This window comes from Pseudomonas kielensis (genome assembly GCF_030505375.1).
Taxonomy (GTDB): Bacteria; Pseudomonadota; Gammaproteobacteria; order Pseudomonadales; family Pseudomonadaceae; genus Aquipseudomonas; species Aquipseudomonas kielensis.
Window position 1 is genome coordinate 5,491,279 of record NZ_CP130043.1, and the last position, 26,247, is coordinate 5,517,525.

At 61.4% G+C, this 26,247-nt stretch carries 28 protein-coding genes and 1 pseudogene; 10 read left to right on the forward strand and 19 right to left on the reverse strand.

Annotated elements, in window-relative coordinates:
* Window positions 1–7 precede the first annotated feature (7 nt).
* The 3 genes from Q1W70_RS25380 to Q1W70_RS25390 are packed head-to-tail and all read left to right on the forward strand — an operon-like array spanning window position 8 to window position 2,140.
* Window positions 8–1,660, forward strand: a complete 1,653-nt coding sequence (locus tag Q1W70_RS25380) for an ABC-F family ATP-binding cassette domain-containing protein (RefSeq protein WP_302098290.1) — start codon at window positions 8–10, stop codon at window positions 1,658–1,660.
* Window positions 1,661–1,718: 58 nt separating this feature from the next.
* Window positions 1,719–1,895, forward strand: coding sequence for a hypothetical protein (locus Q1W70_RS25385; RefSeq protein ID WP_166591178.1), 177 nt, complete (start codon window positions 1,719–1,721; stop codon window positions 1,893–1,895).
* 14 nt (window positions 1,896–1,909) lie between these two features.
* Window positions 1,910–2,140, forward strand: a complete 231-nt coding sequence (locus Q1W70_RS25390; RefSeq protein ID WP_095168489.1) for a hypothetical protein — start codon at window positions 1,910–1,912, stop codon at window positions 2,138–2,140.
* A 36-nt stretch (window positions 2,141–2,176) separates the two neighbouring features.
* Here Q1W70_RS25390 and Q1W70_RS25395 read toward each other — a convergent pair whose 3' ends face one another.
* The 8 genes from Q1W70_RS25395 to Q1W70_RS25430 form a co-directional block, all read right to left on the reverse strand.
* A complete protein-coding gene (locus tag Q1W70_RS25395) occupies window positions 2,177–3,148 on the reverse strand; it encodes an XdhC family protein (RefSeq protein ID WP_166591179.1) in 972 nt (323 codons plus the stop codon).
* Between the two features lies 1 nt (window position 3,149).
* On the reverse strand, window positions 3,150–4,397 hold the full coding sequence (locus Q1W70_RS25400; RefSeq protein ID WP_166591180.1) for a cytochrome c: 1,248 nt from the start codon (window positions 4,395–4,397) through the stop codon (window positions 3,150–3,152).
* Between the two features lie 2 nt (window positions 4,398–4,399).
* Entirely contained in the window at window positions 4,400–4,939 is a 540-nt protein-coding gene (locus Q1W70_RS25405) for a (2Fe-2S)-binding protein (RefSeq protein ID WP_095168494.1), read from the reverse strand.
* A complete protein-coding gene (locus tag Q1W70_RS25410; protein WP_166591181.1) occupies window positions 4,932–7,763 on the reverse strand; it encodes a xanthine dehydrogenase family protein molybdopterin-binding subunit in 2,832 nt (943 codons plus the stop codon). Before Q1W70_RS25410 ends, Q1W70_RS25405 begins: the two co-directional genes overlap by 8 nt.
* Window positions 7,764–8,101: 338 nt before the next feature.
* Window positions 8,102–8,335, reverse strand: coding sequence for a hypothetical protein (locus Q1W70_RS25415; RefSeq protein ID WP_166591182.1), 234 nt, complete (start codon window positions 8,333–8,335; stop codon window positions 8,102–8,104).
* 104 nt (window positions 8,336–8,439) lie between these two features.
* Entirely contained in the window at window positions 8,440–8,664 is a 225-nt protein-coding gene (locus Q1W70_RS25420; RefSeq protein ID WP_166591183.1) for a hypothetical protein, read from the reverse strand.
* Window positions 8,665–9,308: 644 nt separating this feature from the next.
* Complete coding sequence (locus tag Q1W70_RS25425) at window positions 9,309–9,488, reverse strand: ribbon-helix-helix protein, CopG family (RefSeq protein WP_166591184.1); 180 nt, start codon at window positions 9,486–9,488, stop codon at window positions 9,309–9,311.
* A 179-nt stretch (window positions 9,489–9,667) separates the two neighbouring features.
* Window positions 9,668–9,973, reverse strand: a complete 306-nt coding sequence (locus Q1W70_RS25430) for a hypothetical protein (RefSeq protein ID WP_166591185.1) — start codon at window positions 9,971–9,973, stop codon at window positions 9,668–9,670.
* Window positions 9,974–10,240: 267 nt separating this feature from the next.
* On the opposite strand from Q1W70_RS25430, the gene Q1W70_RS25435 reads away from it, so the two are divergent.
* On the forward strand, window positions 10,241–11,578 hold the full coding sequence (locus Q1W70_RS25435; RefSeq protein ID WP_166591186.1) for an MFS transporter: 1,338 nt from the start codon (window positions 10,241–10,243) through the stop codon (window positions 11,576–11,578).
* Here the strand turns inward: Q1W70_RS25435 and Q1W70_RS25440 are convergent.
* Entirely contained in the window at window positions 11,570–12,613 is a 1,044-nt protein-coding gene (locus tag Q1W70_RS25440) for a sterol desaturase family protein (RefSeq protein ID WP_166591187.1), read from the reverse strand. The genes Q1W70_RS25435 and Q1W70_RS25440 overlap by 9 nt on opposite strands.
* A gap of 311 nt (window positions 12,614–12,924) precedes the next feature.
* On the opposite strand from Q1W70_RS25440, the pseudogene Q1W70_RS25445 reads away from it, so the two are divergent.
* Window positions 12,925–13,402, forward strand: a pseudogene (locus Q1W70_RS25445) (PA2171 family ribosome-binding persister protein).
* Between the two features lie 289 nt (window positions 13,403–13,691).
* The gene (locus Q1W70_RS25450; protein WP_166591189.1) at window positions 13,692–13,892 is read left to right on the forward strand and encodes a hypothetical protein; all 201 of its coding nucleotides are present in this window, start codon (window positions 13,692–13,694) and stop codon (window positions 13,890–13,892) included.
* Between the two features lie 25 nt (window positions 13,893–13,917).
* On the opposite strand, the gene Q1W70_RS25455 is transcribed toward Q1W70_RS25450, so the two are convergent.
* A complete protein-coding gene (locus Q1W70_RS25455; RefSeq protein WP_166591190.1) occupies window positions 13,918–14,145 on the reverse strand; it encodes a hypothetical protein in 228 nt (75 codons plus the stop codon).
* Between the two features lie 394 nt (window positions 14,146–14,539).
* On the opposite strand from Q1W70_RS25455, the gene Q1W70_RS25460 reads away from it, so the two are divergent.
* Complete coding sequence (locus tag Q1W70_RS25460) at window positions 14,540–14,749, forward strand: hypothetical protein (protein ID WP_166591191.1); 210 nt, start codon at window positions 14,540–14,542, stop codon at window positions 14,747–14,749.
* A 30-nt stretch (window positions 14,750–14,779) separates the two neighbouring features.
* Here Q1W70_RS25460 and Q1W70_RS25465 read toward each other — a convergent pair whose 3' ends face one another.
* Both Q1W70_RS25465 and Q1W70_RS25470 read right to left on the reverse strand, forming a co-directional pair.
* Entirely contained in the window at window positions 14,780–15,106 is a 327-nt protein-coding gene (locus tag Q1W70_RS25465) for an AzlD domain-containing protein (RefSeq protein ID WP_166591192.1), read from the reverse strand.
* Entirely contained in the window at window positions 15,103–15,843 is a 741-nt protein-coding gene (locus tag Q1W70_RS25470) for an AzlC family ABC transporter permease (protein ID WP_166591193.1), read from the reverse strand. The genes Q1W70_RS25465 and Q1W70_RS25470 overlap by 4 nt, the downstream gene beginning before the upstream one ends.
* A gap of 114 nt (window positions 15,844–15,957) precedes the next feature.
* Between Q1W70_RS25470 and Q1W70_RS25475 the strand changes: the two genes are divergently transcribed.
* The gene (locus tag Q1W70_RS25475) at window positions 15,958–16,572 is read left to right on the forward strand and encodes a histidine phosphatase family protein (protein ID WP_302098294.1); all 615 of its coding nucleotides are present in this window, start codon (window positions 15,958–15,960) and stop codon (window positions 16,570–16,572) included.
* A gap of 131 nt (window positions 16,573–16,703) precedes the next feature.
* On the opposite strand, the gene Q1W70_RS25480 is transcribed toward Q1W70_RS25475, so the two are convergent.
* The 4 genes from Q1W70_RS25480 to Q1W70_RS25495 form a co-directional block, all read right to left on the reverse strand.
* Window positions 16,704–17,471: an amino acid ABC transporter ATP-binding protein gene (locus tag Q1W70_RS25480; protein ID WP_166591194.1), complete on the reverse strand. Its 768-nt coding sequence runs from the start codon at window positions 17,469–17,471 to the stop codon at window positions 16,704–16,706.
* The gene (locus Q1W70_RS25485; protein ID WP_166591195.1) at window positions 17,468–18,127 is read right to left on the reverse strand and encodes an amino acid ABC transporter permease; all 660 of its coding nucleotides are present in this window, start codon (window positions 18,125–18,127) and stop codon (window positions 17,468–17,470) included. The genes Q1W70_RS25480 and Q1W70_RS25485 overlap by 4 nt, the downstream gene beginning before the upstream one ends.
* Before the next feature lie 10 nt (window positions 18,128–18,137).
* Window positions 18,138–18,785, reverse strand: coding sequence for an amino acid ABC transporter permease (locus tag Q1W70_RS25490; protein ID WP_159995468.1), 648 nt, complete (start codon window positions 18,783–18,785; stop codon window positions 18,138–18,140).
* A gap of 63 nt (window positions 18,786–18,848) precedes the next feature.
* Window positions 18,849–19,637, reverse strand: coding sequence for an ABC transporter substrate-binding protein (locus tag Q1W70_RS25495; RefSeq protein ID WP_166591196.1), 789 nt, complete (start codon window positions 19,635–19,637; stop codon window positions 18,849–18,851).
* Window positions 19,638–20,007: 370 nt separating this feature from the next.
* Here Q1W70_RS25495 and Q1W70_RS25500 point away from each other — a divergent pair, with 370 nt between their 5' ends.
* Window positions 20,008–21,258, forward strand: coding sequence for a 2-aminoadipate transaminase (locus Q1W70_RS25500; RefSeq protein ID WP_166591197.1), 1,251 nt, complete (start codon window positions 20,008–20,010; stop codon window positions 21,256–21,258).
* Between the two features lie 40 nt (window positions 21,259–21,298).
* On the opposite strand, the gene Q1W70_RS25505 is transcribed toward Q1W70_RS25500, so the two are convergent.
* On the reverse strand, window positions 21,299–21,829 hold the full coding sequence (locus Q1W70_RS25505; RefSeq protein ID WP_166591198.1) for a glyoxalase superfamily protein: 531 nt from the start codon (window positions 21,827–21,829) through the stop codon (window positions 21,299–21,301).
* A 247-nt stretch (window positions 21,830–22,076) separates the two neighbouring features.
* Entirely contained in the window at window positions 22,077–25,124 is a 3,048-nt protein-coding gene (locus Q1W70_RS25510; protein WP_166591199.1) for an aminotransferase class III-fold pyridoxal phosphate-dependent enzyme, read from the reverse strand.
* 139 nt (window positions 25,125–25,263) lie between these two features.
* Here Q1W70_RS25510 and Q1W70_RS25515 point away from each other — a divergent pair, with 139 nt between their 5' ends.
* A complete protein-coding gene (locus Q1W70_RS25515) occupies window positions 25,264–25,698 on the forward strand; it encodes an Lrp/AsnC family transcriptional regulator (protein WP_095169736.1) in 435 nt (144 codons plus the stop codon).
* A 7-nt stretch (window positions 25,699–25,705) separates the two neighbouring features.
* Here Q1W70_RS25515 and Q1W70_RS25520 read toward each other — a convergent pair whose 3' ends face one another.
* On the reverse strand, window positions 25,706–26,206 hold the full coding sequence (locus tag Q1W70_RS25520; RefSeq protein WP_371927868.1) for a DUF2867 domain-containing protein: 501 nt from the start codon (window positions 26,204–26,206) through the stop codon (window positions 25,706–25,708).
* Window positions 26,207–26,247: the final 41 nt, after the last annotated feature.

Here is a 26,247-nt window from a genome sequence, read left to right on the forward strand (position 1 = left end):
AGGTGCTATGACTCACGTCACGCGTCTACCTGCACTCGTTACCCTGAACCAACTCAGCTTTCAGTTTGCCGATGGCGACTGCCTGTTCGATGCCCTCGATCTGCGCCTCGACCAGCGCCCCACGGCCATTGTGGGCCGTAATGGCAGCGGCAAATCCGTGCTCGCCCGACTGATCAGCGGCCAACTGCAACCCAGCGCCGGAACCCTGAACTGCCACGCCAGCGTCGCCTATGTGGCACAGGAACCCCCGTGCGTCGACGGCCAGACTGTCGCCCAGGCGGCAGGCGTCGCCAGCACCCTCGATGCGCTCGCCCGCCTGGCCGCCGGTCATGCTCGCGCCCAGGATCTGGAGGACGTTGCCGAGCGCTGGGACCTGGCCGAGCGCTTCGCATCCATGCTGGCCCAGGCCGGACTCGCCGGGCTCACGGCGCAGCAGCCGATGGCCGCCCTCAGTGGTGGTCAACGTGCGCGGATCGCCCTGATCGGCGCCTTTATCAGCCAGGCCGGCTTACTGGTGCTGGATGAGCCAAGCAATCACCTGGACGCTTCGGGTCGGCACTGGTTGATGGCGCAACTGGCCGCCTGGCGCGGTGGCCTGATCCTGGTCAGTCACGACCGGCGCCTGCTCGACAGCGTGCAACGCATCGTCGAACTGTCGCCCTTGGGGGTGCAGGTGTTCGGTGGCAACTACGCGGCCTACCTGCAACAGCGCTCGGTGGTGCAAGCGGCGGCCCACGCGGCACTGGAGCACAGTCGCAGCCAGCGCCGCCGCGAACTGCAACGCCTGCAGCGCGAACACGACACCATCACCCGCCACGCAGCCGGATCGCGCAAGCAGGCGCAGACCGCCAACGTCTCGCGCTTCGAGCGGGCCACCATGAAAGGCCGCGCCAGCGAGATCATGGGGCACGTGCGACAGGCCCACCAAGCCTGCAAAACCGAGCTCAACGCCCAGGTCCGCGAGGCCCATGCACGGGTCATCCCCAATGAGCCGGTGCTGATCCCCTTGCCCGGCACCGCAGTGCCCAACAGCCGGCAAGTCATCCGCCTGGTGGCGGCGCAGTTGCCGTGGCTACCCCGGCAAACGCCGGGCAGTCAGCTCGACCTGACGCTGGTGGGGCCTGTGCGGGTGGCGCTCAGTGGTCCCAACGGTTGCGGTAAATCGACCCTGCTCAAAATGCTCGCCGGTCACTGCGCCGCCGTCAGCGGCCAGTGCCAGACCCACGTCCCCAGTGCCTACCTGGATCAGCACCTGACGTTGCTGGACCCCGAGCGCTCGGTGGTCGAGCAGTTGAATCTGCTGGACACCCCGCTGTCCGAGGGGGCAGTGCGTAGCCGCCTGGCGCAGTTGCAACTGGACGCCCGGCGAGTGCACGTGCCCACGGGTCAGCTCAGCGGTGGCGAGCGCCTCAAGGCCGCCCTGGCGATCGCATCGTGGGGCAATACCCCCGCGCAGTTGCTGCTGCTCGACGAACCCACCAATCACCTCGACCTGGATTCCGTACAGGCCCTGGAACAGGCCTTGCGCGGTTTTGGCGGAGCGCTCATCGCCGCCTCCCACGACGCCGCGTTTCTCCAGGCCCTGCAACCCACCCACCACCTGCACTGGAGCGCACACGGCTGGCAGCTGCAAGAGGTCGGCCAGACGCTGCCAGGCTGAATCAGGCGACGAACAGCACGTGGGGTTTTTGCAGGTTTTGCAGCGGGATCTATAGTTGATGGGGGCAACAATCCCGTTCCACGACGGGGTCTATACTTGCAGCGATGAGCCCGAGAACAACGCGGTTGATCAAGCACCGCGCATTATCGTCGACGTCCATCGCGAGCAGGCTCGCTCCTACAAGGTTATGCACCGGGCGAGCGCTGTGTTGTCCTTTGCCACGCTACTCGACTAATGGAGGTGTTTTCCATGTCCGAAAAAGAGTCCATCACCACCCTGCTGACGTTGCTCGACTCGCGCCAAACGCGCCTGACGGCGGCATGCAAGGAAATTGCCGACTGGGTCGACAAACATGACGGTCATCCCACGGCGATGAAAATCCGCGACCGCCTGCAAGACATCGAGAAGGACGCGCCGCTGATCCAGAACGCGCTGACCTCGCTCAAACCGCTGGACCGGCCCCTGCCACGCTTCCGCTGAGCCGAGCGCTTTGAGGGCCGTGTGCAGCACCGGTAATCAGAGCTGATTCCGGGCGATACCGCTGCGAATGCGCAGAATGTCGGCCAGCACCGCCAAGGCGATCTCCGCCGGTGTCTTGCTGCCCAGGTTCAGGCCGATGGGCGCGTGAATCCGCGCCAGCTCGGCCTCCCCCAGACCACCGATCCGGCGCAGGCGCTCGAAGCGTTTCTGCGAGGTTTGCAGGGAGCCCATGACCCCGATGTAAAACGCATCGGTGCGTACGGCTTCCATCATGGCCAGGTCGTCGATACGCGGATCATGGGTCAAGGCGACCACCGCCGTGTCGCTGTGGCACCCGCCCTCGGCAATGAACACCGAGGGCAACTGGCGGCGAATCTCCACATGCTCCAGCACCACGCCCTCCAGCACCTCCTCACGGGGATCACAGAGGATCACCTCGAACCCCAGGCCGACCCCAAACTCGGCGCACGCCTGCGCCACGCTGGAGTAGCCGGCGAGCAACAGCCGTTGAGCCGCCCCGACACGCAACCGCACCCGATCGATTTCGCGCTCGATGCGTGGCCCGTGCTCGCGGTCGACCAGCAGGCCGCGAGCACCGCTTTGCAGGTCGACTTCACGGATCAGCCGGCGCTGGCCCAATAGCGCGGACTCCAGTTCACGCAGGTGAGCCTGGACCTCGCAATCGGGCTCGAGCCTTTCCACCAGTACATCCAGCAGTCCGCCGCAGGGCAGTTTCACCTGGGAGCGCGGATCATCGCCCTCGCCGTAGCGCACCACCGTCACGGCCTCGGCAAACAGGCCTTCGGCCATGCGCTCGAGAAAGTCGTCCTCGACACAGCCGCCGGACAACGAACCGATCCAGTGCCCACTGTCGTTGACCGCCAGCATCGAGCCTGGCGCACGAGGCGCCGAACCGTAGGTACTGAGCACACTGCACAACCACACACGTTGGCCCGCGCTGGACCAGGCCAGCGCGCGCCGTATCACTTGCAGGTCAAGATGCTGCATATCAGTGCGCCTTGTGCTCCGCGGGAGCCTCTGCCTTCAGTTGTTCGATCTGGCTGATCAGCAGATCAGCCGGTTGCCCGCCCCAGGCCTGGCGCAGGTAGTTGATCAGGTCGGTGGATTGCTGCGTGCTCAACTTGTCGGCAAAACCCGGCATCGGCTGCATGCGCTCGAATCCTGCGAACTGCTGCTCGCCAATCCCGTCCTCGATCACCCGCAACAGGTTGCGCGGATCTTCCAGGCGCAAGGTGGTGTTGCCTTGCATCGCCACAGCGATGTGCGGCTTGCCTTCACCATTGCCGCCGTGGCAACCGGCGCAGACGTTCAGGTAGTCCTGGCGGCCGCGTTGGGCGCTGGCAGTGAGCTGGTCCAGCTTGACCTCGGTGAGCACCTTCGGTTGCGGTGGCTGCTCGCCCAGCAGGAAGGTGGCCATGGCCGCCAGGTCCGGGTCGCTGAGGTGCTGGGTGCTGTTGTGGAACACCGGGAACATCTCGTTGAACATGGTGCCCTGGGCGCTCATGCCATGCTTGAGGAACGAGCTCAGGTCCTGATGGTTCCAGCCGCGAGCCGCCAGGTCGTTGGCCAGCAGGCTCGGCGCCAGGTAGCCGTTGAGCAGGCCGCCGGTCATGCGTTTGTCCTGCTGCATGGCGCCGGGCAGGCCCCGTGGGGTGTGGCATTCGCCACAGTGACCGAGCACGTCGACCATGTACTGGCCACGTTTCCATGCCTCGCCCTTGCCTTCGGCCGGTGCCAGCTTGACGTCCTTGGCGTAGAGCATGTTCCAGCCCATCAGGCCCAGGCGCACGTTGAACGGGAAGCTCAGGCTGGTCACCGGTGCCGCGCGATTGATCGGCGCGATCGTCTTGAGGTACGCGTGGATCGCGTCGGAATCGGCACGGGGTATCAGGTGATAGGAGGTGTAGGGCATTGCCGGGTACAGGTTGGCGCCGTCGCGCCGCTTGCCTTCGGTCAAGGCGGCGAAGAACTCGTCATCGCTGTACAGGCCGATGCCGTGCTCCTTGTCCGGCGTGATGTTGGTGCCGTAAATGGTGCCGAACGGCGAGACGATCGGCAGGCCGCCGGCATAAGGCGCGCCACCGGGTGCGGTGTGGCAGGCCATGCAGTCGGCCGCCCGCGCCAGGTATTCGCCCTGCTTGACCTGCTGTGGGTCCGCCGCCAGGACCGCTGGGCTGGCCAGCAACGCAACCGCCAGGCCCACGGCAGTGGCAACGCCGCTAAGTAGTCGGTTCATGCTCAACCCTCCTTGACCAGGCCAAGATCGTTGAGCACGTTGCGCGTGGCGCTGTAGTAGCGCACGTAGCCGGTGCAGCGGCAGATGTGGTGGCCGAGGCTGTCCTCGATCACCGCTTCCAGCTGGCTTTGCTTGATCGGCTGACGCTGCAGTTTTTCCACCAGCACCGTCGCGGCGTTGACGAACCCCGGCGCGCAGTAGCTGCACTGGAACGCAAATTCGTCGACGAAGCGCTGCTGGATCGGGTTCAGCTCAGTGACCTTGCCAGCCTCGTCGCGGGTCGCATGGCCCTCGATGGTGCGGATCTTCTTGCCCTCGAAGTAGTGCGCGCCGGTGATGCAGGTGCGCACTTCCTCGCTGGTGCCATCGGGGTTGTCGACGATCACCACGCAGGCGTGGCAGATGCCCTGGCCACAACCCAGGCGCGAGCCGGTCAGGTTCCGGTACTCGTGCAGGTAGTCGATCATCGGCAGATCATCAGGGACCTCGACAGGACCGACGGTTTGACCATTGAGGGTCATTTGGAGCGGACGGTTAGCCATTGAGGGCCTCCTTGATGCGCGCTGGAGTGATAGGCAGGTCACGGACCCGTTTGCCGATGGCGTGGGCCACGGCGTTGGCGATGGCACCCACCACCGGGATCATCACCACCTCGGCGATGCCCTTGGACGGGTCGCTGGGTGACAACGGCGGCAGGATTTCCGAGGTCTGTTTCCACACCGCGACATCCTTGGCCCGCGGCAGACGGTAACGGTTGAAGTTCCAGTCACCCTCCCCTGGCCCGCCTTCGTACAACGGCATCTCTTCCAGCAACGCGTGGCCGATGCCCATGGCGATCCCGCCCTCGAGCTGACCCTTGACCAGTTCCGGCACCAACACCCGGCCGCATTCGAGCCAGGAGTGATGGTTGAGCACTTGCACCTCGCCCGACCCTTTGTTGACTTTCAGCTCGACGATGGTCGCCACCGGGCTGTAGTAGGTGACGGCAGCGTTGTTCAGTTGCGTGGCCGGGTAAGCCACGTTCTGACGGTCCAGCAGGTGGAAACCGGCGGACTTCATCTGCGCCTTGATCGCCTGCGGCGCGCCATCGCCGTACTTCACGGCCAGCGCATCGAGCGGCAGGCGTTCGCGCACGCCATTGATGCTGTACTCGGCCTCGGCCCAGCTCCAGCGGTTGAAACCATGCACTGTGGCGCCAGTCACCAGCCCACGTTCATGGGCCCGCTTGGCCAGCACTGCCAAGGGCAGCGGTTCCATGCCGTTGGCCGTCAGCTTGCCGTCGACCCAATGGGCGTCTTCACGGCGCACCACGTAGGGGTTGGCCTGGCCGCCAAACGGACCTTGGCGCCAGATTTCCAGGGCGGCAGGCCACAGGCCGTGGTTGAACAGCACGCGCGCCGCTTCGCGGGTGGCATGGCTGAAGTAGTAGGCCGAGTTGGTGGCCGACGATGCCGAGGCAATCTTGCCGACCCAGCGCGGATTGCGCAGCACGCTGTCCTGTTCGGCCTGGCTCATGATGTAGGGGTTGCCGCTGCTGGTCAGCTGCAACTCGTCCCACTCGGTTTCACCGGTCTTGACTTCGCTGGCCGGGCTGCCGAGGAAGTCGGCAACCACCAGGGCCTGGGAGGTGGACATGCCGGTACCGATTTCGATGCCGATGTGGCGCAGGGTAATGTGCCCCTCGGCGGTGAACTCGATGCTGGCCATCGGCGCTTCCGAACCGGTGCCGAAGTCTTTCTGGCAGATGGCGAAGCCGATCCCGTACCAGTTGTCAGGGTCCTTGGCGTCTTCGGCCTGCTTCAAGGCCTTGCGGTTTTTCCACAGGTCGAACGCGGCGGCCTTCTCGAGGATCTCGTGCAGGCGCAAGGCCCCGGCCGGCACCGCGCCCTGGGTGTTTTTCATGCCCGAGCGCAGCACGTTTTTCTGGCGCAGGGCGATGGCGTCGATGCCCAGGCGATCGGCAATCTCGTCGACCATCATTTCGGTCGCGGCCATGCTCTGCAGGGTGCCGTAGCCACGCATGGAGCCGGCTTCAACGCCGCGCGAGTGGTAGGCGGTGACTTGCAGGTCGTTCTGCGGCATGTAGTAGATCGACTGCGCCGCGGTAGCACCGACTGCCGCCACCGAAGGGCTGTAGTTGATCCGGCCACCGCCGTCGACGGTCATGTCGGCGCGGAAAATCTTGAAGCTGTGATCCTGCTTGTCGACCGCCAGTTGGTAGCGGATGTCGAACGGGTGGCGCTTGATCCCGCTCTGGAACTGCTCGTAGCGATCGTTCGCCAGGCGCACCGGTACACCGTTGCCGTACAACGCCGCCAGGGCCGCGTAGTAGACAAAGATGTTGTGGTCCTTGGAGCCATAACCCACGGTGTAGCCGGGGTGCATGTTCAGCGTGGCGAGGCCGAAACGCGACGGCGCGATCATCTTCGCGGTTTCCGAGGCGGCTTCCAGTGGGCACTGGGTCGCGACCACAAAATGCAGGGTCTTGGTCGCCGGGTCGTACCAACCGTTGCCGTTGTCCGGTTCCAGGGCCGCAGGCTCGATGGACGGCGTCTTGTAGCGCTCGTCAAAGACCATCCAGCCTTCCGGCGGGGTTTGCAGTTGCTGCTGCATGCGGTCGGCATAAAACAGCCCGCGCTCGGTCAGGTTGCCGTGCACGTTGGGCTGGGCATTCCATACCGGGCGGCGTTCGCGAATCATCGGGAACAGGATCGAGTCCTTGAGGCTGGCGAATTCGTCTTCGTCGGCCGACGTCGCACCGCCCACCCGCACGTAGCGGAAGCTGCCATAAGGGTCGCGGGTATAGAGCGGCGCCTGGGCACCGTAGCGGATCGCCTTGTCGTTGAACTTGAGCTTGTTCTTGGCCTGGCGGAAACGCTCGAAGTCGTTCCAGATCAGGATCGCCACCGGGTGGCCGATGAACATCGGTACCTTACCGGTGGGCAGCAGCGGATCGGGAGCGTGGTCTTCGGGGAAGACAATGCCGTCCTGCTCCAGGTCCTGGGCGGTAACGATGCGATCGGGTTGCAGGTCGGCACCCAGCAGCGCCAGGTCGAAGCCTTCGTAGAGGCGGTCGGCACGAATGGTCTTGAGCAGCATCGCGTGGCCCTGCTGCTGGGGCCAGCCCGGCATGTCCTTGGCACGGATGTCGCGGGCAAACACCTTGCTGCCGCAGACCTTGGACAGCGAGTCGTTGCGCATGCGGGCCTTGCCGTTGTTGCCAAGCCATTGCTCGGACGGCACGGTCACGCTGTTTTCCATCAAGGCAGCCAGCGCCTGGGAGCTGAGCGGTGTCAGCGTTACGCTGACGCCAGCGATCAACCCGCCCTGCAGGAAGGAGCGCCGGGATATGTCACGGTTGGACATGGATCATCCTCTGGACGGCTATGAAATCCGTCCATGTCGTTATGGTGTTCTGGAAAATTCAGGTCATACAGAAACCCTTCCTGAAGACGCGAAGGGCCGACAAACCGAAAAAAGTTGACCTAATGGTTAACTTTATCGAATTTGCCCGGCCTGGGCAAAAGTAATAGTAGTAGCACGCTGAAATTTATCCGGGCGCAGGGCTTGGCCGGGAGCAGTCGGGTGACTGCTCCTTGATGGGCGGATAACTGGGTGAGCGCGGGGCTCTTGATTGAAGGTGCTGGCGGGAAGATCCTGGCTGAAGCTCTGGTCATGCAGCCCAGGCACTCGTGCTCAGGTGCTCAGGTGCTCAGATTGATTTTGTGAGCCTTGACCTCATTGGCGTAGCTGACGAGCCGCGCTTCGGTTTTTTCGAACACCTCGCACATCCTCAGCAACGCCTGCGCGTCGGCCGGGTTGCCGGCCTGGTGCAGTCGCTCGGCAATGACCTTGATGTCCACCGCTGACCAGCGCAGGTCCGATGCAATGCCTTGCAGGTCGCGTCGCAATTGCTGTTCCGGTTTGTTGAGTAACATGACAATGGCCTCCGTCTCTGGGTACGACTGGATAAGGTGCATGGGAAAACTGTAGCACCTTAATCGCCCGGCTTGATCGCGCCGGGCTGCCCTTGGCCCTGCGCTCAGATCCGGTAATCCCGGAACAACTCTTCCTTGATGATCAGCAGGGCATCCTCATAGTAACGCTCGCCGCGGGCTTCGCTCAGCGGTACGCGCCTGACGCTCATCTCAGCGCCGGGGGGCCTGTGCTCGCAGGTGAGGAAGAACTGCGCGGTCTGCGGTTCGAATTCCAGGTAATAGAACAGCTCGCGCCCTTCCCGGTGCCAGTAACCAATTTCTCTGCGCATCAGTGACCCACCCGCTTGTTCAAGTGCGGTCATTCTAACGGCAGTGCGGGCGGAGGATGGGCAGCAGGAGGGAAAGTGATCAATGAGCCCTTTGCGCGTTGCGCGAGCAGTTGGCCAGAGGCGCAGCAATTGACCCGAAGGGTGGCATCGGACTCATTGATCGTTGCCCAGCACAATGTTGGGCGATTTCCATTTGAGCAAATGGAGATGCAGTGCACGTCGCACGTCGACCCACCTTGGTGCGGGGCGACTGTCGTGCAGCTACTTTTTTAGCAGAGGCCCGGGAGACGGTCTAATAACCTTTTGTCCTGGCCTTATGGGGCCTGGGAATATCCGCTACCCGGCCTTGAGGTCAAATTTCAGGCAAAAAAAAGCCCAAGTAGCTGATGGAAACTTGGGGCTTAAAAATGCATAAACCGTGGTGGTGAACGCGGGGCGATATTAACCCGACACAGGGAGTTGTAACAAGATATTTACATGTAAAAAAATGAAATAAATTTTAGCTAAGTGCTTAAATAACCACACTTTTTTTACGTAAAAGGCGGATTACCGATCATCAAAAACGCCTTGGACAGCCACTGCCGGACAGTGGCTCGACGGTCGAGACAAGACCGCGGCCACGGCTGTGCGCTGAACCCGACGGGCTACTGGATAAGGTGTTTTTGGGGGTGCATCGGCGGGCTATCGGAATCTTCCAGATAGTCTTTTATGAGCTTGCGAATAACTTGCGAAGTGGTCAGATCAGACAGCGCAGCAAGTTCTTCAAGTTCTTTCTTGGTCTGCTGGTCAATCAGTATCGTCAGGCGTGCAGTTCTATTGGGCATTTTACGATCCTTGTGACCTGCGCAGCGCTATTGAGGCTGCGAGCGGAATTCCAGTTCCTGGTTTAAATGATAAATACAATATTCTTAAGCCCAGTGGACCATAGTCCAACCCTCAGGTAATGCCTAACTTTCTGCGCGAAACACCTGAGCGATGCGGCTTCTTCAAGCGCGCTGTGCCTTCATCGCTTGGAGCAGATCGGGCTGTTGGCGTGAGTCATCGCGCGTTCGGCGCCCAGGCTGTAGTAGTGCATGGGACCTGCGCTGCAGAGCGTTTCCGGCAGGCCCCAAGGGTCTTCAGTGATGCGACTTTCGACCACCAGGCACCCCGTCGCTTCGTAGGTCCCGACAAAAACCACCTCGACTTTTCCCTCGCGCTTGCCAGAGGCAATTTCCGAAACGCGGCCGTTTTCATGGTAAACCGTCACAAAGTGCGCATCCGGGTATTGCTGCATGAACACGTGATACACATTGGATCTTATATACATCTAACAACTCCTGGCTTTAGCACCCACTAGTTGCCAACAGTAACGCGACTTCCCGGTGAAATACCACCCACTCACTTTGCGACTCAATGACAAAGTAAAGTACCCAACTAGTACACCGCCCTAGGGCAATGGCCCAGTGCAGCACCATACCCACCAGGTATGGTGCTGCACCCATTTGATATTAGACGCCCGGCCCGCCCAGGCTTTAGCGTGATGCTCAACAGGTGCGCCTGAAAAACTACAACTAGAAAGCACTCGGAGCCCCCCATGAGCAGTCACTATTCCATACCCGAACTGATCGATGGCGCGCGCCTCAGCGCCTTCCAGTGGCGGATCTTCACCCTGTGTTTCCTGGTGGCGATCCTCGATGGATTTGATACCCAGGCCATTTCCTTTACCGGGCCGTCGATTATCCAGGCCTTTGGACTGGGTCCCGGGGCCCTGGCGCCCATCCTCACCGCTGGCATCGTTGGCATGGTGCTCGGCGCCATGTCGCTGGGGCTGTTGGGTGACAAACTGGGGCGGCGCCCCACCATCATCGGCGCCGTGGCGCTCTTTGGTTGCGCCACCCTGGCAACCGCATTCGCGCAAACCACCGAGCAGATCCTGGTCCTGCGCTTTATCGCCGGCCTGGGCATGGGCGGTGCAACCCCGGTAGTGCTGTCGCTGGCAGCGGAATACGGGCCAGCGAAAAACCGCGGCACCATCATGACCACCGTCCTGCTCGGCCTGCCTGCCGGCGCCATTCTCGGTGGATTGCTGGCGGCCAAAATGCTGCCGGTGATTGGCTGGCAGGGGATTTTCCTGGTGGGCGGGATCGCCCCACTGGTGTTGCTGGCGGTGCTGATGATCTGGCTGCCGGATTCCCTGCATTTTCTCACCCGCCATCGCCTGGGCAGCCAGCGCGCGCGGATCGAACGCATTATCACCACCATCAGCGGGCGTCAGACGCCGGCAGGCAGCACCTTCAGCGTGCCCGAAGTCGAGATCAAAACCAGCGTCGGTTCCTTGTTCACCGGCGGCCTGGCGCGCACCACCTGCGGCATCTGGACCATCTACCTGTTCAACTGGGTCGCCTGGTTCATGTTCCTTTCCTGGTTGCCGACCGTGCTCAAGGCCACCGGCCTACCCGCCGAACAGGCGCCCATGGGCACCGTGGCGGTGAACACAGTGTTCGTGGTCTGCGCCATTCCGCTGGCGATCATCCTGCCGAAAGTCAACGCGCGCCTGTTGCTGCTGGCGCTGTTCCTGTTCGGTATCGCCATCAGTTGGGGCCTGGCCAACAGCGGTACCCACTGGTCGCTGGTGTTCATCCTCGCCGGCGCCGCGGGCCTGGGCATCGGCGGTCAGCAGATCGTGCTCAACTACATGGTCGCCCAGGCCTACCCCACCGCCTTGCGGGCCACCGCCACCGGCTGGGCGATTGCCCTGGGCCGGGTCGGCGCCATCATTGGCTCGGCCAGTGGCGGCTGGTTCCTCGAACACGGTGGCCCGTCGGGCTACTACAGTGCGCTGATCGTGCCCCTGGTCATTGCGACCGCCGGGTTGCTGATCATCCGCAGCCAGCCCCAGGCCGTGCCTGCCCAATCGCCAGTGTCACACTGACGGGCGCGGCCCGGATGGGCTCGAGGCTGGGGTCATTGGGCGCTTGACCCAGCCCATCCGGCGCGCGGTGTCGACAAAGGGGGTGACGATCAGGCTGTAGACCGTCAGGTAGCGATCCTGATCGCCCTCCCCCGTACCGAACCGGATGGGCTCGGGCGTGGCGCGGGTGACATAGAGCGTGCCGAACATCCAGTCCCAGAGTGACAGGTTGGTGCCGAAGTTCTTGTGGAAGTGCCGGGGCGTGTCACTGTGGTGAATCTGGTGCTGGGCCGGGCTGTTCAGTACGTGTTCCAGCACCGGTCCGAAAGAGAGCCAGACATGGCTGTGGCGCAAATTGGCCGCCAGGCTATTGAGGATCAACACCAGGTAGGTCACGCCGAACAGGGTGTAACGACTGACCTCGCCCCCACAGGCATACCAGAAGGTCCCGGCGTACGCCCCCACGGTCACCGTGGTCATCAGTTTCTCAACGATTTTTTCCAGGAAATGCACCCGGCTGGCCGTCGCAGGCACCAGCACCGGCGCCGAATGATGAACCTTGTGAAATGCCCACAACCATCGGCTATGAAAGGCCCGGTGCCCCCAGTAGTGAGTGAAGTCCTGCACCAGGAACACCCCCAGGCCGAACAGCAGCGAAAGCCCCAGGTGCTGCCCTGCCTGCTCCCGCGCGCCCCACAGGTTGGTGAAGAACTGCAGGTAGTCCCCGGACCGCAAGATGTACGGGTCCACTAGAGCGACGATCGGCAGCACCAACGCGACCTTGAGAATCGCCCGCACGAAGTAATAGCGATAATCGAGCAAGGCCGAGCGATGCAGGTGTACACCCCGCCCGCCGATGAACTGCCAGAATGACCTGGCATCCGTCAGGCCGCGACGCCGGCGGAACTGGAACAGACCGTAGGCAATGCTGTAGGACATCAGCAGGAAGACCAGGCCAAGGCGCCCGTTCAGATCAAAAATGCCCAGGAACTGCTGGGTGACAGGACCGATCACCCACCTGTGCAAGCCGTTATAAAGCAGTGCTAAAACGTCCACCAATCACCGGCCTCCACGAAAGGGGCGCTAGTGTAAATCATTTCGCCCCTGATTGGCCGCGCAGGCCCTGCTCCGGGGCGTGCCTGGCCCGAGGTTTTTTTCAGGCCCTGGCGTCACGTTTTTTGCACGGCGCGCTACGCCGTTCCGTGCAAGCTGCATGGCAAACCGCGTCAAGACTAATCGTAAGTATTTGATTTTAAAAATCTAATTAATTCATCTCGTTGGCACAGGCCCTGCAATATCTGTTGGGTGTTTCCCGCGCTAGGCACAGACCGAACCGCAATGCCCCCGTGACCAAAGAGGTGACCTGCATGAACGCCATTGACCTGTTGCAAGCTGACCACGAGCGCGTCAAAGCCCTCCTCACCCAACTCAGTGAGTCGACCGACCGCGCCGTGAAAAAACGCACCGAACTGGTGGCCAAGCTGGAGATGGAGATCGCCATCCACACCCGCCTGGAAGAGGACATCCTGTACCCGGCATTCAAAAAAGCCGGGGGCAAGGAGCAGGATGAAATGTACTACGAGGCCAAGGAAGAACACCGCACGGTCGATTCCCTGGTGTTGCCCGACCTCAAGCTGACCGACCCCACCACCCCGGAATTTGCCGGTCGGGCCAAGGTGGTGAAGGAGACTGCTGGAGCATCACATCAAGGAGGAAGAAACCGAGATGTTTCCCCAGGCGAAAAAGCTCTTGGGCAACGCCACGCTGCAAGAGCTGGGTAAACAGATGGAAGCCATGAAGGCGCAGTACAAAAAAGACCTCAGCGCCGGCAAAGTCGCCGCCTGACCGGCACCGGAAGTGCGGGCCCCACGTCGACGGCGGGGCCCGCAATGCCCGCTCGGCAGGCGAACGAGTGATCGCCTGGCATCAGGCTCAGTCACAATTGTTTAACGCAACTGCCCCACCATTCGTCGCGTAGCGATAAGTCATGGGGTTAGCCCTATACTGTCTGGCTTAGGGATTGCACAAGCCCGCACTAGCGCCGCGCAATGACGAAATTCTGACGCGCAGGGCTAATTCAATCTAACGTTAAAGGACACCAGCGAAACGCTTGGTCAGTCACCGGAGATGTAACGTGTCAACTCTTCATGAAATCGCAGCGAACCACGCGAAAATGGCCAAGGAAAAGGAACAAGAGTCGGCCCGACTGAGTGAGCGCGCGCCCCAGGTGGTGGGCAATCTGGAAATTACCTGCACCGATGAGCAACCGCCAATGCCGTTGCACCTCATGGCCTGCACGCAGGAAAACACCCTCGGCCAGGCCACCAGCTACTAACGCGCAGGCGTCAGCCTCCACCCTTTCACTCCTGAACCGATCCCCCCATGCATTGCGCGGTACTGGCAAAAGAAGTACCCGCCTGCTGGACAAGCGCACGCCACTCGTCACTGCTGATCAACTGCGTGCGCTCCATATGATCGGCCGCGCGCAGCAGCTTTTCATAGCGATCCTCGGCGTTGATCAGGTTCTGGGGCATCAGGAACAGTCTGCGCCAGTTGGTCAGCGCCTGGTTCCTCAGGTCATCTTTCATAAGACTCACTAATTGACGGTAACGGGGGTGTCTGACCCTGGTCGCGACTAGCCGTAGGTCAGCATGTTGAATAGGTTAAACACCGAATACGCCGTAGCGGCAACCAAGATCAATGCGGCGAAGATTTTTTGTTTTATCAAGTGCGGACTTCCATGCCCAGGCGGCGTGATGGCAGGCAAATGTGCCGTTCGAGAGTATGCAGGCAGCAATATCAATACGCCATCACCGAACACAAAAATACTCTCGACCAGCCGCGGCGTCCTCGATGTATCGATGAGAACCGCCCGATCTTCAATTACCCGATCACGTTTCTCCAGTCACCCGACGCCTGCCCCCTTCCCGCCTCCTCCCGCTGATGTGGCTGCTACGCTGAAACCACCACGGAGGATCCACCATGCCCAATTCCGACCTGCTGCCTTCCCTGCTCTTCAAGCTCAACGAAAACCAGCTCGCCCTCGAAGCGGCCATCCTGGAACTGTCGAACTGGGTCGAGCTGCGCGGCTCGGCCGATGTTGCCGATCAGGTCCGCGGCGCCCTGGACACCATCGACCACAACGAGGAATTCATCAGCCTGACGTTGGCGGTGCTGATGACGCCCGAGTGACCTCCTGCTTGCCCACAGCACAGGTGGCCGTTACCCGGCAAAATACTTCAACAACCACAACGCCCCCATCCCGACCACCAGTGTCAGCAGCGTATTGCGAGTCTTCCAGGCGACCCAGGCAGCCAGAATGGCGGCGGGGATCTGCGCATTGGCCAGGACAAATTCACCCTGGCCACCGGGGTACACCACGGCGGGCAGCACCAGGGCCGCCAGCACACTCGCCGGCACATAGAGCAAGGCTCGCCTGAGCAGCGCCGGGATGCGCAGTCGGCCATACAGTTCGACAAAGGAAAGACGCATGGCGAACGTGCCCAGCCCGACCGCCAGGAACAGCCCCCACAAACTCAGGTCGCTCATCGTGTTTCCCCCTCGGCGTCAGCGGCCAGCGCTTCGCTCGATGGGCGCTTGCGCAGATTCTCGAGCAACACCCCCGCCACCACACCACCCACAGAGGCGCTGACCAGGCCCAGGTTATAGGGCATGTCCACCGCAAACACGGCGATCAATCCGCCTACCGTGGCGGCCCCCAGACTCGGTGCATTGCGTATACCGGGCACCAGCAACGCGAGAAACGACAGCGGGATGGCAAAACTCAGCGACCAGCTTTCGGGAATGCTGGCGCCCAGGTAGATGCCTGCCAATACCGACAGTTGCCATACCAGCCACATGGCAACGGCGGTGCCGGCATAGTAATGCTGGGCAAATCGCCCGAGCTCGCCGGACGCCAGTTTGACACTGCATAGGGCGTAGGACTGGTCGGACAGCATGTAGGACAAGGGCCAGGTCCAGCGGCGGGGCAAATGATGCAGATGGGGTGCCAGTGATGCGCTGTACATGATGAAGCGCAAGTTGATCACCAGGGCCGTCACCACAATCGCCAGCGGCATGACGCCCGTATGCAGCAATTGCAGCGCAACCATCTGCGCCGATCCGGAGTAGAACAGCAGCGTCATGCCCATGGTCGTGCCGGGCGAAAGGCCCAGGCTGATAGCCATGACCCCCGTCAACAAGCCAAAGGGCACGACCCCGGGACTCAATGGCAACAGCGCCCGCACACCGTGCATGAATGCTTCCCTTGCTGTTCGGTAGGGCATGTGGACTCCTTGTAGTGTGTTCGCGTCGCCAGGTATCGAGACCATAAAGCTTACAAAGCCCTGCCGGGGGATTTATTGTGCCCGGATGAATTAATCAGCGAGGGGCAGGACCTGGTGTTGACGGTAACGTGGATCAGACATGGCGAGAGCGCCGCCAATGCCGGCGGAGCATCATCGGACCCGGCCCTGATTGCCCTCACTGAGCGCGGCAAAGCCCAGGCCCAGGCCATTGCCCAGTCTTTTGAGGCGGCACCGGACTTGATCGTCATGTCGCCGTTCATCCGAGCCCAAGATACCGCAGCCCCCACCCTGCGCACATTCCCGGGCGTCCCGGTAGAGGTGTGGCCGGTCGAGGAGTTCACCTACCTCTCGCCCGCGAACTGCATGAAGACAACGGCGGCGCAAAGACGTCCTTGGGTAGAAGCCTATTGGCGCGCCAGCGAGCCGGATCACAGCAACGGCCCCGGGACAGAGTCCTTCCGCGGCCTGGTGCTGCGCGCGCAAACAACGCTGCGCCAACTGCAAGGCAAAACCGGCTCGGTGCTGGTGTTCGGCCACGGACAGTTCATGCAGGTCGTACGCTGGCTGATTCTGCTGGCACCCCAGCGAATCGATGCCGCGGCCATGGACGCGTTTCGTGAGTTCGACCAGGCGAACCCAATCGTTAATGGTGAGTCTGTTTGCTTCACCTTTGACGGACAGCGCTGGTCAAGCGCTCTGCATCTGTAGGAGCCGCCGGGCGGCGTTGCGCTTGCTCGAGATGACTGTATGCCAGGCATCGTCGATGTTGGCTGTGCCGGCCCCATCGCGAGCAAGCTCGCTCCCACATGGCCAAGATCAAAAGATCGCAGCCCTACACGCTATCGATCATGCAGGTGCTTTTTCAGGAATGACCGCGTCCGCTCGTGGACCGGGTTTTGCAAAATATCCTGCGGTGCGCCCTCCTCCACAACCACCCCCCCATCCATGAACACAATCCGGTCTGCCACTTCGCCGGCAAACCGCATTTCGTGGGTGACGATCAACATGGTCATGTGTTCCGCCGCGAGCTGCTTCATGACCTGGTTGACCTCCTCGACAAGCTCGGGGTCCAGTGCCGATGTCGCCTCGTCGAACAGCATGACCTTGGGCTGCATCGCCAGTGCCCTGGCAATCGCCACGCGCTGCTTCTGGCCGCCCGACAGGCGCGAGGGGTACTCATCGAACTTGTTGGCCAACCCTACTTTTGACAAATATTCCATTGCCAGTTCACGGGAAGCTTTTTTCGAAAGGCCCTTGAGCTTGATCGGGCCAAGCGCAATGTTTTCAAACACGGTCAAGTGCGGGAACAAATTGAAGTGCTGGAACACCATGCCCATCTGCTGACGCACGGCGTTTATATGCTGCTCATAGGCACGACCTTTCAATGGCCGATTGACTTGTTCACCCTCCAGCCAGATCTCGCCATCGTTAAGCACTTCCAGTTGATTGATTGACCGCAACAGCGTGCTTTTACCCGATCCGCTGGGGCCGATGATGGCGACGATTTGTCCGCGCGAGACCGAAAGATCGATGCCCTTGAGTACTTCGAGTGCGCCGTAGGCCTTACGTGCGCCCTTGACCTCAACCATGAATTTTTCGCTGATCATCGTGACATCTCTACCTTTTTTTCGAGAAGATGCAGGCCGACTTCCAGAACAAGGTTGGCTGCATAGTAAATAACCGCAACAGTCAGATAAAACTCAAATGGGCTGTAGGTTTCACTCACCGCAAGCTGGGCGCTATACACCAACTCGGCAATACCGATGATGGAAACCAGAGACGTGTCCTTGAGCAGGACAATCAGGTTGTTGCCCAGGGGGGCAATGGTGCTGCGCAACGCTTGCGGGACGACAACGTAGCGCTGGGTCTGGCCACGGCTCAGGCCGATGGAGCGGGCGCCTTCGATCTGCCCGGGGTCGACTGACACCACGCCAGCGCGGATCACGTCGGCGTTGTAGACCGCAAAGTGCAGGCTAAGACCGATGATGCCCGCCCCCAGGGCGGGAATGTCTATCCCCACCTGCACCAGGCCGTAATAAATCACGTACAACTGCAGCAGCAGTGGCGTGCCCATCAGCAGCCAGGTCATAAAACGCACCGGCAACGCCATGAGTTTTGGCGCGTACAGCACGATCAGGGCAAAGGCGATCCCTGCCAGCAAACTCAAGATGCTGGAACTGACAAACATCACGACCGTCCACCACAGACCCGTCGCCAGCAACTCGGAATAAGGTGTAACGATGCTTAGATCCAGACCTTGCATGGGTATGTTCTCACCTTGCCGCGAAACGATTGTCGAGATAGTCGACGACAAATCGAACCGAGTAGACCATCACGATGTACAGCAGCGCAGACACCATGAAAATTTCAAAGGGCTTGTAGGTCGAGCTGATAAAACGCTGCGCGGTATAGGAAAGTTCAACCACCGAAATAGTCGATACCAGGGCCGAGCCTTTGATCAGTGCGACCGCGTTCACCCCCAGGGGCCGAATCATCAACTTGGCTGCCTGGGGCAGCGTGACCAGCCATAACGTCTGGCGGCGTCCGAAACCAATGGAACGCGCCGCTTCTTCCTGGCCCGGGTCGACGTTGCTGATGGCGCCGCGAATGGATTCGGCCATATACGCCGCAATGTTCAGGCCCAGGCCAATCACCCCGGCCGCGAACGGCTCCAGTTCAAGGCCGATCTGCGGCCCGCCGAAGTAAATGATGAACAATTGAACCAGGCACGGCGTGCCGCGAAAAACGCTGACGTAGATTCTTGCCAGGCACCGGAACAGGAACACCGTGGACAACCGCGCAGCCACCAGCACGAACGCCACCAGTAACCCCAGGAGCAGAGCCAGCACCGAGATCTGCACGGTAATCCACGCCGCTTCGAGGAAAAACGGGAATGTGCGCTGTATGAGTGTCAGATCCATGGGAACCCTCGGAAAAGTCGGATTGACTGGCCCGACCCCAGGTCGAGCCAGGCGTGCGATGAATCAGCGGATATCGTTGCCGATCCACTTCATCGAGATCTTTTCGTAGGTGCCGTCGGCGAGCATGTCTTGCAGGGCCTGCTGCATCGTCGCCTTGAGCTCAGGGTTGTTCTTGCGCAGCGCAATGCCCATGCCTTCAATGCCACCGTCGCTCTCGGGCGGGGTAATGATGCGCACCTTCTGCCCGGTTTCCTTGACGGCAACCAGCACTGGAACACTGTCCATTACCAGTGCGTTGATCCGCCCGGCCTCCAGGTCAACCAGCATTTCCGGCAGCCCCTTGTAGGTCCTGACCTTGAGGTTGCCGCGCGCCCGGGCCCACTTGTCGTGGGCATCGCCGAGCGTGACGCCGACGGTCACATCCTTGAGGTCATCCAGGCTCTGGATGGGCGAGCCCTCCTTGACCACGATCGTGCGACCCGCATGGTAATAGGGACCGACAAAATCCACGGCCTTCTGGCGTTCCGGGGTAATGGTCATGGAGGCGATGATAGCGTCGTATTTCTTTGCCAGCAGGCCGGCGATGATCCCGTCGAATGGCGTGGTGACGATCGTCACCTTGACCCCCATGCGTTCCGCCAGGGCCTCGCTGATGGAGGCGTCGAAGCCGACAATCTGGTTCTGTTCGTTGGCAAAGCTGAAGGGGGAGTACTGACCGCTCATGGCGATCCGGATCTCTTTGGCGTCCTGGATCTTCTGCAGATCGTCAGCCAGAACAGCGCAGGTGGAAAGTAACGCCGCAGCCGCCACGGTGGAAGCGACAATCAAGCCTTTGAGCTTTCTGGTTAGCATCGGTTGGCACCTTCGAAGAGTTATTATTTATTTTTCAGGGGTTGTTCACCCAGCCTTCACAAAAAGTTTTGCATAGGCAATTTTGGAATGCACCAAGCAAGGTGTCAGCCTGCCTGACACATTGCCGGAGTTGACCGACACTATGCCGGGTTGACCGCGAAATGCTCGCGGCAAACCTCTGCCTCGTGCGCCATGGCACAGGTCCTCGGCTGCTGGATGCGGCATTGGCGCAATGCCGTGCCGGGTTGAGAAATCCAGCATCGGGACACTTCAGGAGTTTATGGAATGACCGGGGCATTTCTTTTCGCTTGTGGTGGCCAGGCGATCCTCGCTTTCATAGGGAAAAATCCATGAAGCCAGGGACCACCCCATGACCGCGTCATCCATCAGCGAGTCCATCGCCATTGTCCACCCCGTCACCTTGAGCCACGGTCTCAATGCCCATGTCTGGGACACGGACGGCAAGCGCTACATCGACTTCGTCGGTGGCATCGGCGTGCTCAACCTGGGCCATTGCAACCCACGGATTGTCGAGGCGGTCTGCACGCAAGCCGGCCGACTGACCCACTACGCCTTCAACGCCGCGCCACACGCACCGTACAAGCAGTTGATGGAGCGCCTGGCCAGCTTCATCCCGGTGTCGTATGCGGTCAGCGGCATGTTGACCAACAGCGGTGCGGAGGCGGCAGAAAACGCGCTGAAAATCGTCCGTGCGGCGACCGGCCGAACGGCGGTCATTGCCTTTGATGGCGGCTTCCATGGACGGACCCTGGCCACCCTGAACCTGAACGGCAAAGTCGCACCCTATAAGCAGCGGGTCGGGACCCTGCCCGGCCCGGTTTACCACCTGCCCTACCCCAGTCAAGACAACGGGGTCACGACCGAGGAGGCGCTCAAGGCCCTGGATCGGTTGTTCAGCGTCGAAATCGACGTCAATGAAGTGGCCTGTTTCATTCTCGAACCGGTGCAGGGCGAAGGCGGGTTCCTGGCGCTCGAGCCGTCGTTCGCACAAGCACTGCGCAGGTTCTGCGATGAAAAAGGCATTCTGCTCATCGTCGATGAAATCCAGTCGGGATTCGGGCGTACCGGGCAACGGTTTGCCTTCACCCGCCTGGGCATAGAACCGGATCTGATCCTGCTGGGCAAAAGCATTGCCGGCGGCCTGCCGCTGGGCGCGGTGGTCGGCAAAAAAGCACTGCTCGACACCCTGCCCAAAGGCGGACTGGGAGGCACTTACTCCGGTAACCCGATTGCATGCGCGGCGGCGCTGGCCACCCTGGACGAGATGACCGATGCCAACCTGGCGGCCTGGGGTGAATCCCAGGAACAGGCGATCCTCAACCGCTATCAGGCCTGGCAGCAGAACAAGCTGTCGCCCTATCTCGGCAAATTGACCGGTGTCGGGGCCATGCGCGGTATTGAGCTGCTCACGCCCGAAGGCGCGCCCGCCACGGCGGTGTTGGCACAGCTACTCGAAAGCGCCAGACAGCAGGGCCTGCTGCTGATGCCCAGCGGAAAATCCCGGCACATCATCCGTCTGCTGCCACCCCTGACGATCGAGCCGCACGTCCTGGAAGCAGGCCTGGATATTTTCGAGCGCTGCCTGGCAGCTATTCGCTAAACCGGGCGGGCCCTGGCTACGGCTCAGGGCCCGCCCCCCATCAGCTTTGACAGAAGCGGATCCGGTTGCCGAACGGGTCGTACACTTCCAGAACCTTGCCCCAGCCCTGCTCGACGATATCGGGACGTCCGTAACCGTACCGTTTGCCCTGCAACTCATCGCGCAGCAGGTCGATGTTGTGCATCGGCACGAATATCGTCGCCCCGGGGCTCGCATCGCCATGGTGTTCGGACAGGTGCAGTTGCAGGCCGTTACGGCTGATGCCCAGGTACAGCGGCAGATCCGCTTCGAAGCGGTGCTCGAATTCGACGCTGAAACCCAGAAAATCCAGATAAAACTCCCGCGCCTTGGCTTCGTCGAACATTCGCAAGATCGGAATGGCTTTGTCGAAGGTCACAGTGGGTTGGGGATGTTCTTCTGGCAGCAGTGCCGAGGCGGTGTTCCAGTCTTTGTAGCCCAGTTGCTGGGCGACCAGTTCTAGCGCGGTGGAGTGGGACACGGGTTGATGGTGCTGCTCGAGCGAAGCACGCAGGTGCTTGGCCATCTGCTTGGCTTTGAGAATAGACAGCATTGTGACTCCCGGAGTCGAAGCATTCTGGTGCTCGCGTTGCCAAACCTCGACTATCAAGAGTGATACAGGAGAGTTTGAAGAAAACCTGCTTTCACCTTTCCCCAAGGGAGCGAGCGGCGGGCAGCAGCGGCCAGCGCCGATAGTACACAACCGCTCTGTCAGCGCCAACCGCTTGATCACCTCAGGCCTTGCGGCGACCGCGGACGGCGTGCGACACGTTTGTTGTCGCACGCCCTGCCCCGGGGATTTACTGCAGTGCAGCCCTGAAGCTGTCGTCCAGCACTTCCAGCAGGAAGTCCGCGTTGGCCTGGCTGAAAATCATCGAGGGACGCATTTTCAGGACGTTGTCATACGGACCTTCGGTACCGATCAGGATGCCGCGCTCCCGGGCACCATCGGCCACCCGTTTGGCCATGTGCGTGGCGGGCTCCTTGGTCTTGCGGTCAGTGACCAGTTCTATCCCAAGGAACAGGCCCTGTCCGCGCACGTCGCCGATCACGTCATAGCGCTGCTGCAGCTTGCGGAAACCCTCGAGCAGATAGTTACCCATGGTCAGCGCATTGAGCTTGAGGTTATCGCGCTCGATCACCTCCAGCACCGAGAGCCCTACCGCACAAGACACCGGACTGCCGGCAAAGGTATTGAAGTACTCCATACCGTTGTTGAAGCTGTCGGCGATCTCCCGAGTGGTCACCACGGCCGACATCGGATGGCCGTTGCCAATGGGTTTGCCCATGGTCACCGCATCGGGCACCACGCCCTGGGTTTCAAACGCCCACCAGTGGCTACCGACACGACCAAAGCCGACCTGGACTTCGTCCGCCAGGCACAGGCCGCCCTCAGCGCGGACCATGGCATAGACTTCCTTGAGGTAGTTTTCCGGGAAGAACAGTTGCCCGGCGACACTGGGAATCGATTCCGCCAAGAAGAACGCCGGGGCCCTGCCCTGCTTGCGCATGCAGTCAATCTGCTCCGCCACACTTTGCGCAAAACGCTTGCCCAGCTCCTCGAACGGCCAATCCTGTGGTGCTCGGTAGGCATCCGGCACGGTCGCTTCAAACACATGCTCGGCCCGGCCTTTACCGGCCTTGCGCTTGTACTTGTAGGGGCTCAGGTCAATCAGTTCCTGAGTGGTGCCGTGGTACGCCCAATCCAGCACGATGGCGTCGTTGCGCCCGGTGTGGTTGCGCGCCATGCGCAGCATGAGGCTGTTGGCTTCACTGCCTGAACAACCAAAGGACGCCACCGCCAAGCCTTCCGGCAAGGTCGCGGTGAGTCGCTCGGCATACTCCACGATATTGTCGTGCAGGTAGCGGGTGTTGGTGTTCAGGCGTCCCGCCTGGCGCGACAGTGCTTGCACCACATCCGGGTGGGAGTGGCCGAGGTGGCACACGTTGTTGAAGCAGTCCAGATAGGCCCGACCGAAGTTATCGATCAACCAGACCCCATCGCCGCGCACGAACTTGATCGGGTCCGAATAGGAAATCGACAGGTTGGGCAGCAACAGCTCCTTGCGCTTGGCGACAATCTCAGCCTTGCTGCGTCCATCCTGGCTGTAGGTTTCCGGCGGGATCCCGGCCAGCGTCGAGGTGTCGGGGAACACATCGGCCCAGACCTCAAGATAAGCCCGTTCACCGACACCGATGAACTCGCTCGCTTGCAGGCCGGTGTCCGTGGACATCTGGAAATGCACGTGGGGAATCCACCCGCCATTTTCCTGATCCGCCCCCATGTACCCGACCAGCGCACCCGCTTCAAGCCGGTCACCGGGCTTGAGGCGAGTCAGCGCTTCATGGGCCATGTGGCCCCACAGGGTCAGGAATGGCGGGCACCCTTCAGGGGTGTGCTTGAGCATGATCAGGCCGCCGTAGCCCAGCGGCTCCAACTCGACCTCGACGCTCTGCACCACCCCGGCGACCGGCGTATAGAGCGGCGTTCCTGCCGGCATGATCAGGTCGACACCGACGTGCACGATGCGCCGCTGCCCTTGGATGAAGCGCGACTCGAACGCGGCGTCGGTGTAGATGGTTCTTTCCTCGCCCCATGGCCCGATACCCAGCGGCACCTTGTGCTCGGCCGCAAAGTCTTCCCACCACTGGGTGGCCTCTGCCGGACGCTGCTCGGCTGAAGCAACCGTCATCACATGGGAGGCATCGCCGAACGGCGCAATCGCCTTGTTCATGCTCGCCGCCGACGGCCGCACGATATCCGCGAATGACTGGCTGTTCTCGGCCACCCAGCGGCGAATCGCACCGGCGCCTTCGACCGCATCAAACCCACAGGCCTTGCGCAGGATCGCCGTCGCCAGGCGCGGGTTCATCGCGTCCATGCGCTCCAGCAGGCGCCAGGCCGGGGCTTCGCTGATGGCCAGGTAAGGGTTGTCTTGCGTTTGGTCGTGCCGCGAGGCCGACAAGGTCACGCTGGTCACCAGGCGCATGGCGATGAGGTTGAACAGGACGTCCAACTCTTCCGGCTGCAGCGGGTACTTGTCATGGAACCCGGCAGCCAGGGCGGCCGCCGCGCCGATGGGGTCTTCCATGTCGAGAATCGAATAGGCACAAGTGATGGCCACTTCGGCGATCAGAATCGTGTGGACCGCATCGCCAAAATCGATGATGCCCGAGACTTTCTGGTGATTGCCGGAATCGACGAGGATGTTCCAGTCGTTGCCGTCATTGTGAATGACCTGGGCGCGCAGGCGCGCCAGCCGGGGCTGGACGTGTTGTTCGAACGCCTCGATGAAGCGTTGCAGAATCGCCCGTTTGCCCGGGTCCTTGACGAAGTGCAGGCGTTCGCGCGAACGGGCGGCGTGGCGCAGATCCCAGTCCAGGTCGCGCACCGCGCCGGGGTGCATGAAGCCCTGCAGCGCTCGATCGATATCACCAAAGGATTGGCCCAGGCTGCGCATCAATTCGAAGGTGCGCTCGACCTCGGCCAGCGGTGTGCCGTGCAGCCAACTGACCAGGCGCACCGCATGGGTCTCGCCAGAGGCCGCCACTGCCGTGGCGAGGAAATCACCGGCCAGGCTCTTCTTCAGAAACGGCACGGTCAGCTCGGGATTGTGACTGGCGAGGTGGCTGAGAATGGCCGCCTGGAACTCGCTTTCGACCCGTGGCTCGGTGGAGTTGACGACTTTCAGGATCCACCCCGCATCGCCTTGGGTCTGCAACCGGTAGTTGCGATCTCGCTCACCGTCCAGAGGCGTGGCCGTACCGATTACGTTGAAAAGCTGCACGCCCAGCTTTTCGGCATCGCCTGTCGAGAACTGCGGGGCAGGATGGGAAAGATTAGTCATAGTAATTGTTTTCCAAGCCATTTTTTTCAGATAGCTTGGCACGCGAAACCAGGGAAGGCAGTAAGTATACGGTCGGCTTTGGCCTGCATATTGTCGGAATCGACCGGCACAAAATCGGCAGCAAAATAGGGGAGTTGATATGCGCGACCTGGACACCAAAGACCGCGAAATCCTGGAGATCCTGTCGAAAGAAGCGCGCATCGCCCTGAAGGCCCTGGCCGCGAGAATCGGACTGTCACGCAGTGCCACCAGCGAGCGCGTGATCAACCTGGAACGCAATGGCGTGATCCGCGGCTACCGTGCCGACATCGGCGAAATCGACGCCCACGTGATTCGCGCCATCCTGCTGGTCAGCCTCAAACGCACCCCCGCCATCGGCCTGCTGGACCTGCTGGCCCAGAACTCCCAGGTACGCCGCGTGTCCTCGGTCAGTGGCCAGCTCGACCTGGTGATCGAGGTTGAATCGCGCACCATCGATGACCTCAACCGCGTCCGGGACGCCGTCGCCATTCACGAATCCGTTGAAGACATCACCACCGCCGTGGTCCTGCGGCGCGACATTGATCGCCAGTGATCGGCGCCTAATCCGATAGCGCTGATGCGCCTTGCGCCAGCGCGCGCTGCAGTTGCCGCAGGTTGCGCTGGATGATGACCTTGTGCGCTGGCCCCACCGGCACCATGTAGGCGCGGCCGAAGGCGTTGTGGGTGACCACCGATGAGGTGATCGTCACCACCCGTGCGGTTATCGACAGGCAAATCATCACATCCAGGTGCCGGTCACGCTCGGTCAGCACCAGCACGTCGGGGGCACAATGCTCCACCAGGAAAAAATCCAGGTAGTCCCCCACACTCACTGTCTGGCGCCGGCTCCCGGAAAAACCGCCGATGCGCTTGACGCCGAACAACGAGGAAATCCGGTCCCTGACCCGGAACGCCAGACGCATGAACCACCCCGTTTGCGCCGTGATGATGTTCCATGCCTCAAGCACGCTGATGTCCGCCGCCAGCGCGGCCGAGCGGCAGTCGTAGTAATCCAGTTCGGACAGTGGACGCAGGGTGTGAACAACTGATGTGCCAACCAAGGATAATCCCTCAACCTGGGTGAAGACTGCGGATTGATCCG

Excerpts from the sequence above, each read along its gene's own strand:
- Q1W70_RS25380 (WP_302098290.1), top strand. The coding sequence starts at position 8 with ATGACTCACGTCACGCGTCTACCTGCACTCGTTACCCTGAACCAACTC.
- Q1W70_RS25385 (WP_166591178.1), top strand. The coding sequence starts at position 1,719 with ATGGGGGCAACAATCCCGTTCCACGACGGGGTCTATACTTGCAGCGAT.
- Q1W70_RS25390 (WP_095168489.1), top strand. The coding sequence starts at position 1,910 with ATGTCCGAAAAAGAGTCCATCACCACCCTGCTGACGTTGCTCGACTCG.
- Q1W70_RS25395 (WP_166591179.1), bottom strand. The coding sequence starts at position 3,148 with ATGCAGCATCTTGACCTGCAAGTGATACGGCGCGCGCTGGCCTGGTCC.
- Q1W70_RS25400 (WP_166591180.1), bottom strand. The coding sequence starts at position 4,397 with ATGAACCGACTACTTAGCGGCGTTGCCACTGCCGTGGGCCTGGCGGTT.
- Q1W70_RS25405 (WP_095168494.1), bottom strand. The coding sequence starts at position 4,939 with ATGGCTAACCGTCCGCTCCAAATGACCCTCAATGGTCAAACCGTCGGT.
- Q1W70_RS25410 (WP_166591181.1), bottom strand. The coding sequence starts at position 7,763 with ATGTCCAACCGTGACATATCCCGGCGCTCCTTCCTGCAGGGCGGGTTG.
- Q1W70_RS25415 (WP_166591182.1), bottom strand. The coding sequence starts at position 8,335 with ATGTTACTCAACAAACCGGAACAGCAATTGCGACGCGACCTGCAAGGC.
- Q1W70_RS25420 (WP_166591183.1), bottom strand. The coding sequence starts at position 8,664 with ATGCGCAGAGAAATTGGTTACTGGCACCGGGAAGGGCGCGAGCTGTTC.
- Q1W70_RS25425 (WP_166591184.1), bottom strand. The coding sequence starts at position 9,488 with ATGCCCAATAGAACTGCACGCCTGACGATACTGATTGACCAGCAGACC.
- Q1W70_RS25430 (WP_166591185.1), bottom strand. The coding sequence starts at position 9,973 with ATGTATATAAGATCCAATGTGTATCACGTGTTCATGCAGCAATACCCG.
- Q1W70_RS25435 (WP_166591186.1), top strand. The coding sequence starts at position 10,241 with ATGAGCAGTCACTATTCCATACCCGAACTGATCGATGGCGCGCGCCTC.
- Q1W70_RS25455 (WP_166591190.1), bottom strand. The coding sequence starts at position 14,145 with ATGAAAGATGACCTGAGGAACCAGGCGCTGACCAACTGGCGCAGACTG.
- Q1W70_RS25460 (WP_166591191.1), top strand. The coding sequence starts at position 14,540 with ATGCCCAATTCCGACCTGCTGCCTTCCCTGCTCTTCAAGCTCAACGAA.
- Q1W70_RS25465 (WP_166591192.1), bottom strand. The coding sequence starts at position 15,106 with ATGAGCGACCTGAGTTTGTGGGGGCTGTTCCTGGCGGTCGGGCTGGGC.
- Q1W70_RS25470 (WP_166591193.1), bottom strand. The coding sequence starts at position 15,843 with ATGCCCTACCGAACAGCAAGGGAAGCATTCATGCACGGTGTGCGGGCG.
- Q1W70_RS25480 (WP_166591194.1), bottom strand. The coding sequence starts at position 17,471 with ATGATCAGCGAAAAATTCATGGTTGAGGTCAAGGGCGCACGTAAGGCC.
- Q1W70_RS25485 (WP_166591195.1), bottom strand. The coding sequence starts at position 18,127 with ATGCAAGGTCTGGATCTAAGCATCGTTACACCTTATTCCGAGTTGCTG.
- Q1W70_RS25490 (WP_159995468.1), bottom strand. The coding sequence starts at position 18,785 with ATGGATCTGACACTCATACAGCGCACATTCCCGTTTTTCCTCGAAGCG.
- Q1W70_RS25495 (WP_166591196.1), bottom strand. The coding sequence starts at position 19,637 with ATGCTAACCAGAAAGCTCAAAGGCTTGATTGTCGCTTCCACCGTGGCG.
- Q1W70_RS25500 (WP_166591197.1), top strand. The coding sequence starts at position 20,008 with ATGACCGCGTCATCCATCAGCGAGTCCATCGCCATTGTCCACCCCGTC.
- Q1W70_RS25505 (WP_166591198.1), bottom strand. The coding sequence starts at position 21,829 with ATGCTGTCTATTCTCAAAGCCAAGCAGATGGCCAAGCACCTGCGTGCT.
- Q1W70_RS25510 (WP_166591199.1), bottom strand. The coding sequence starts at position 25,124 with ATGACTAATCTTTCCCATCCTGCCCCGCAGTTCTCGACAGGCGATGCC.
- Q1W70_RS25515 (WP_095169736.1), top strand. The coding sequence starts at position 25,264 with ATGCGCGACCTGGACACCAAAGACCGCGAAATCCTGGAGATCCTGTCG.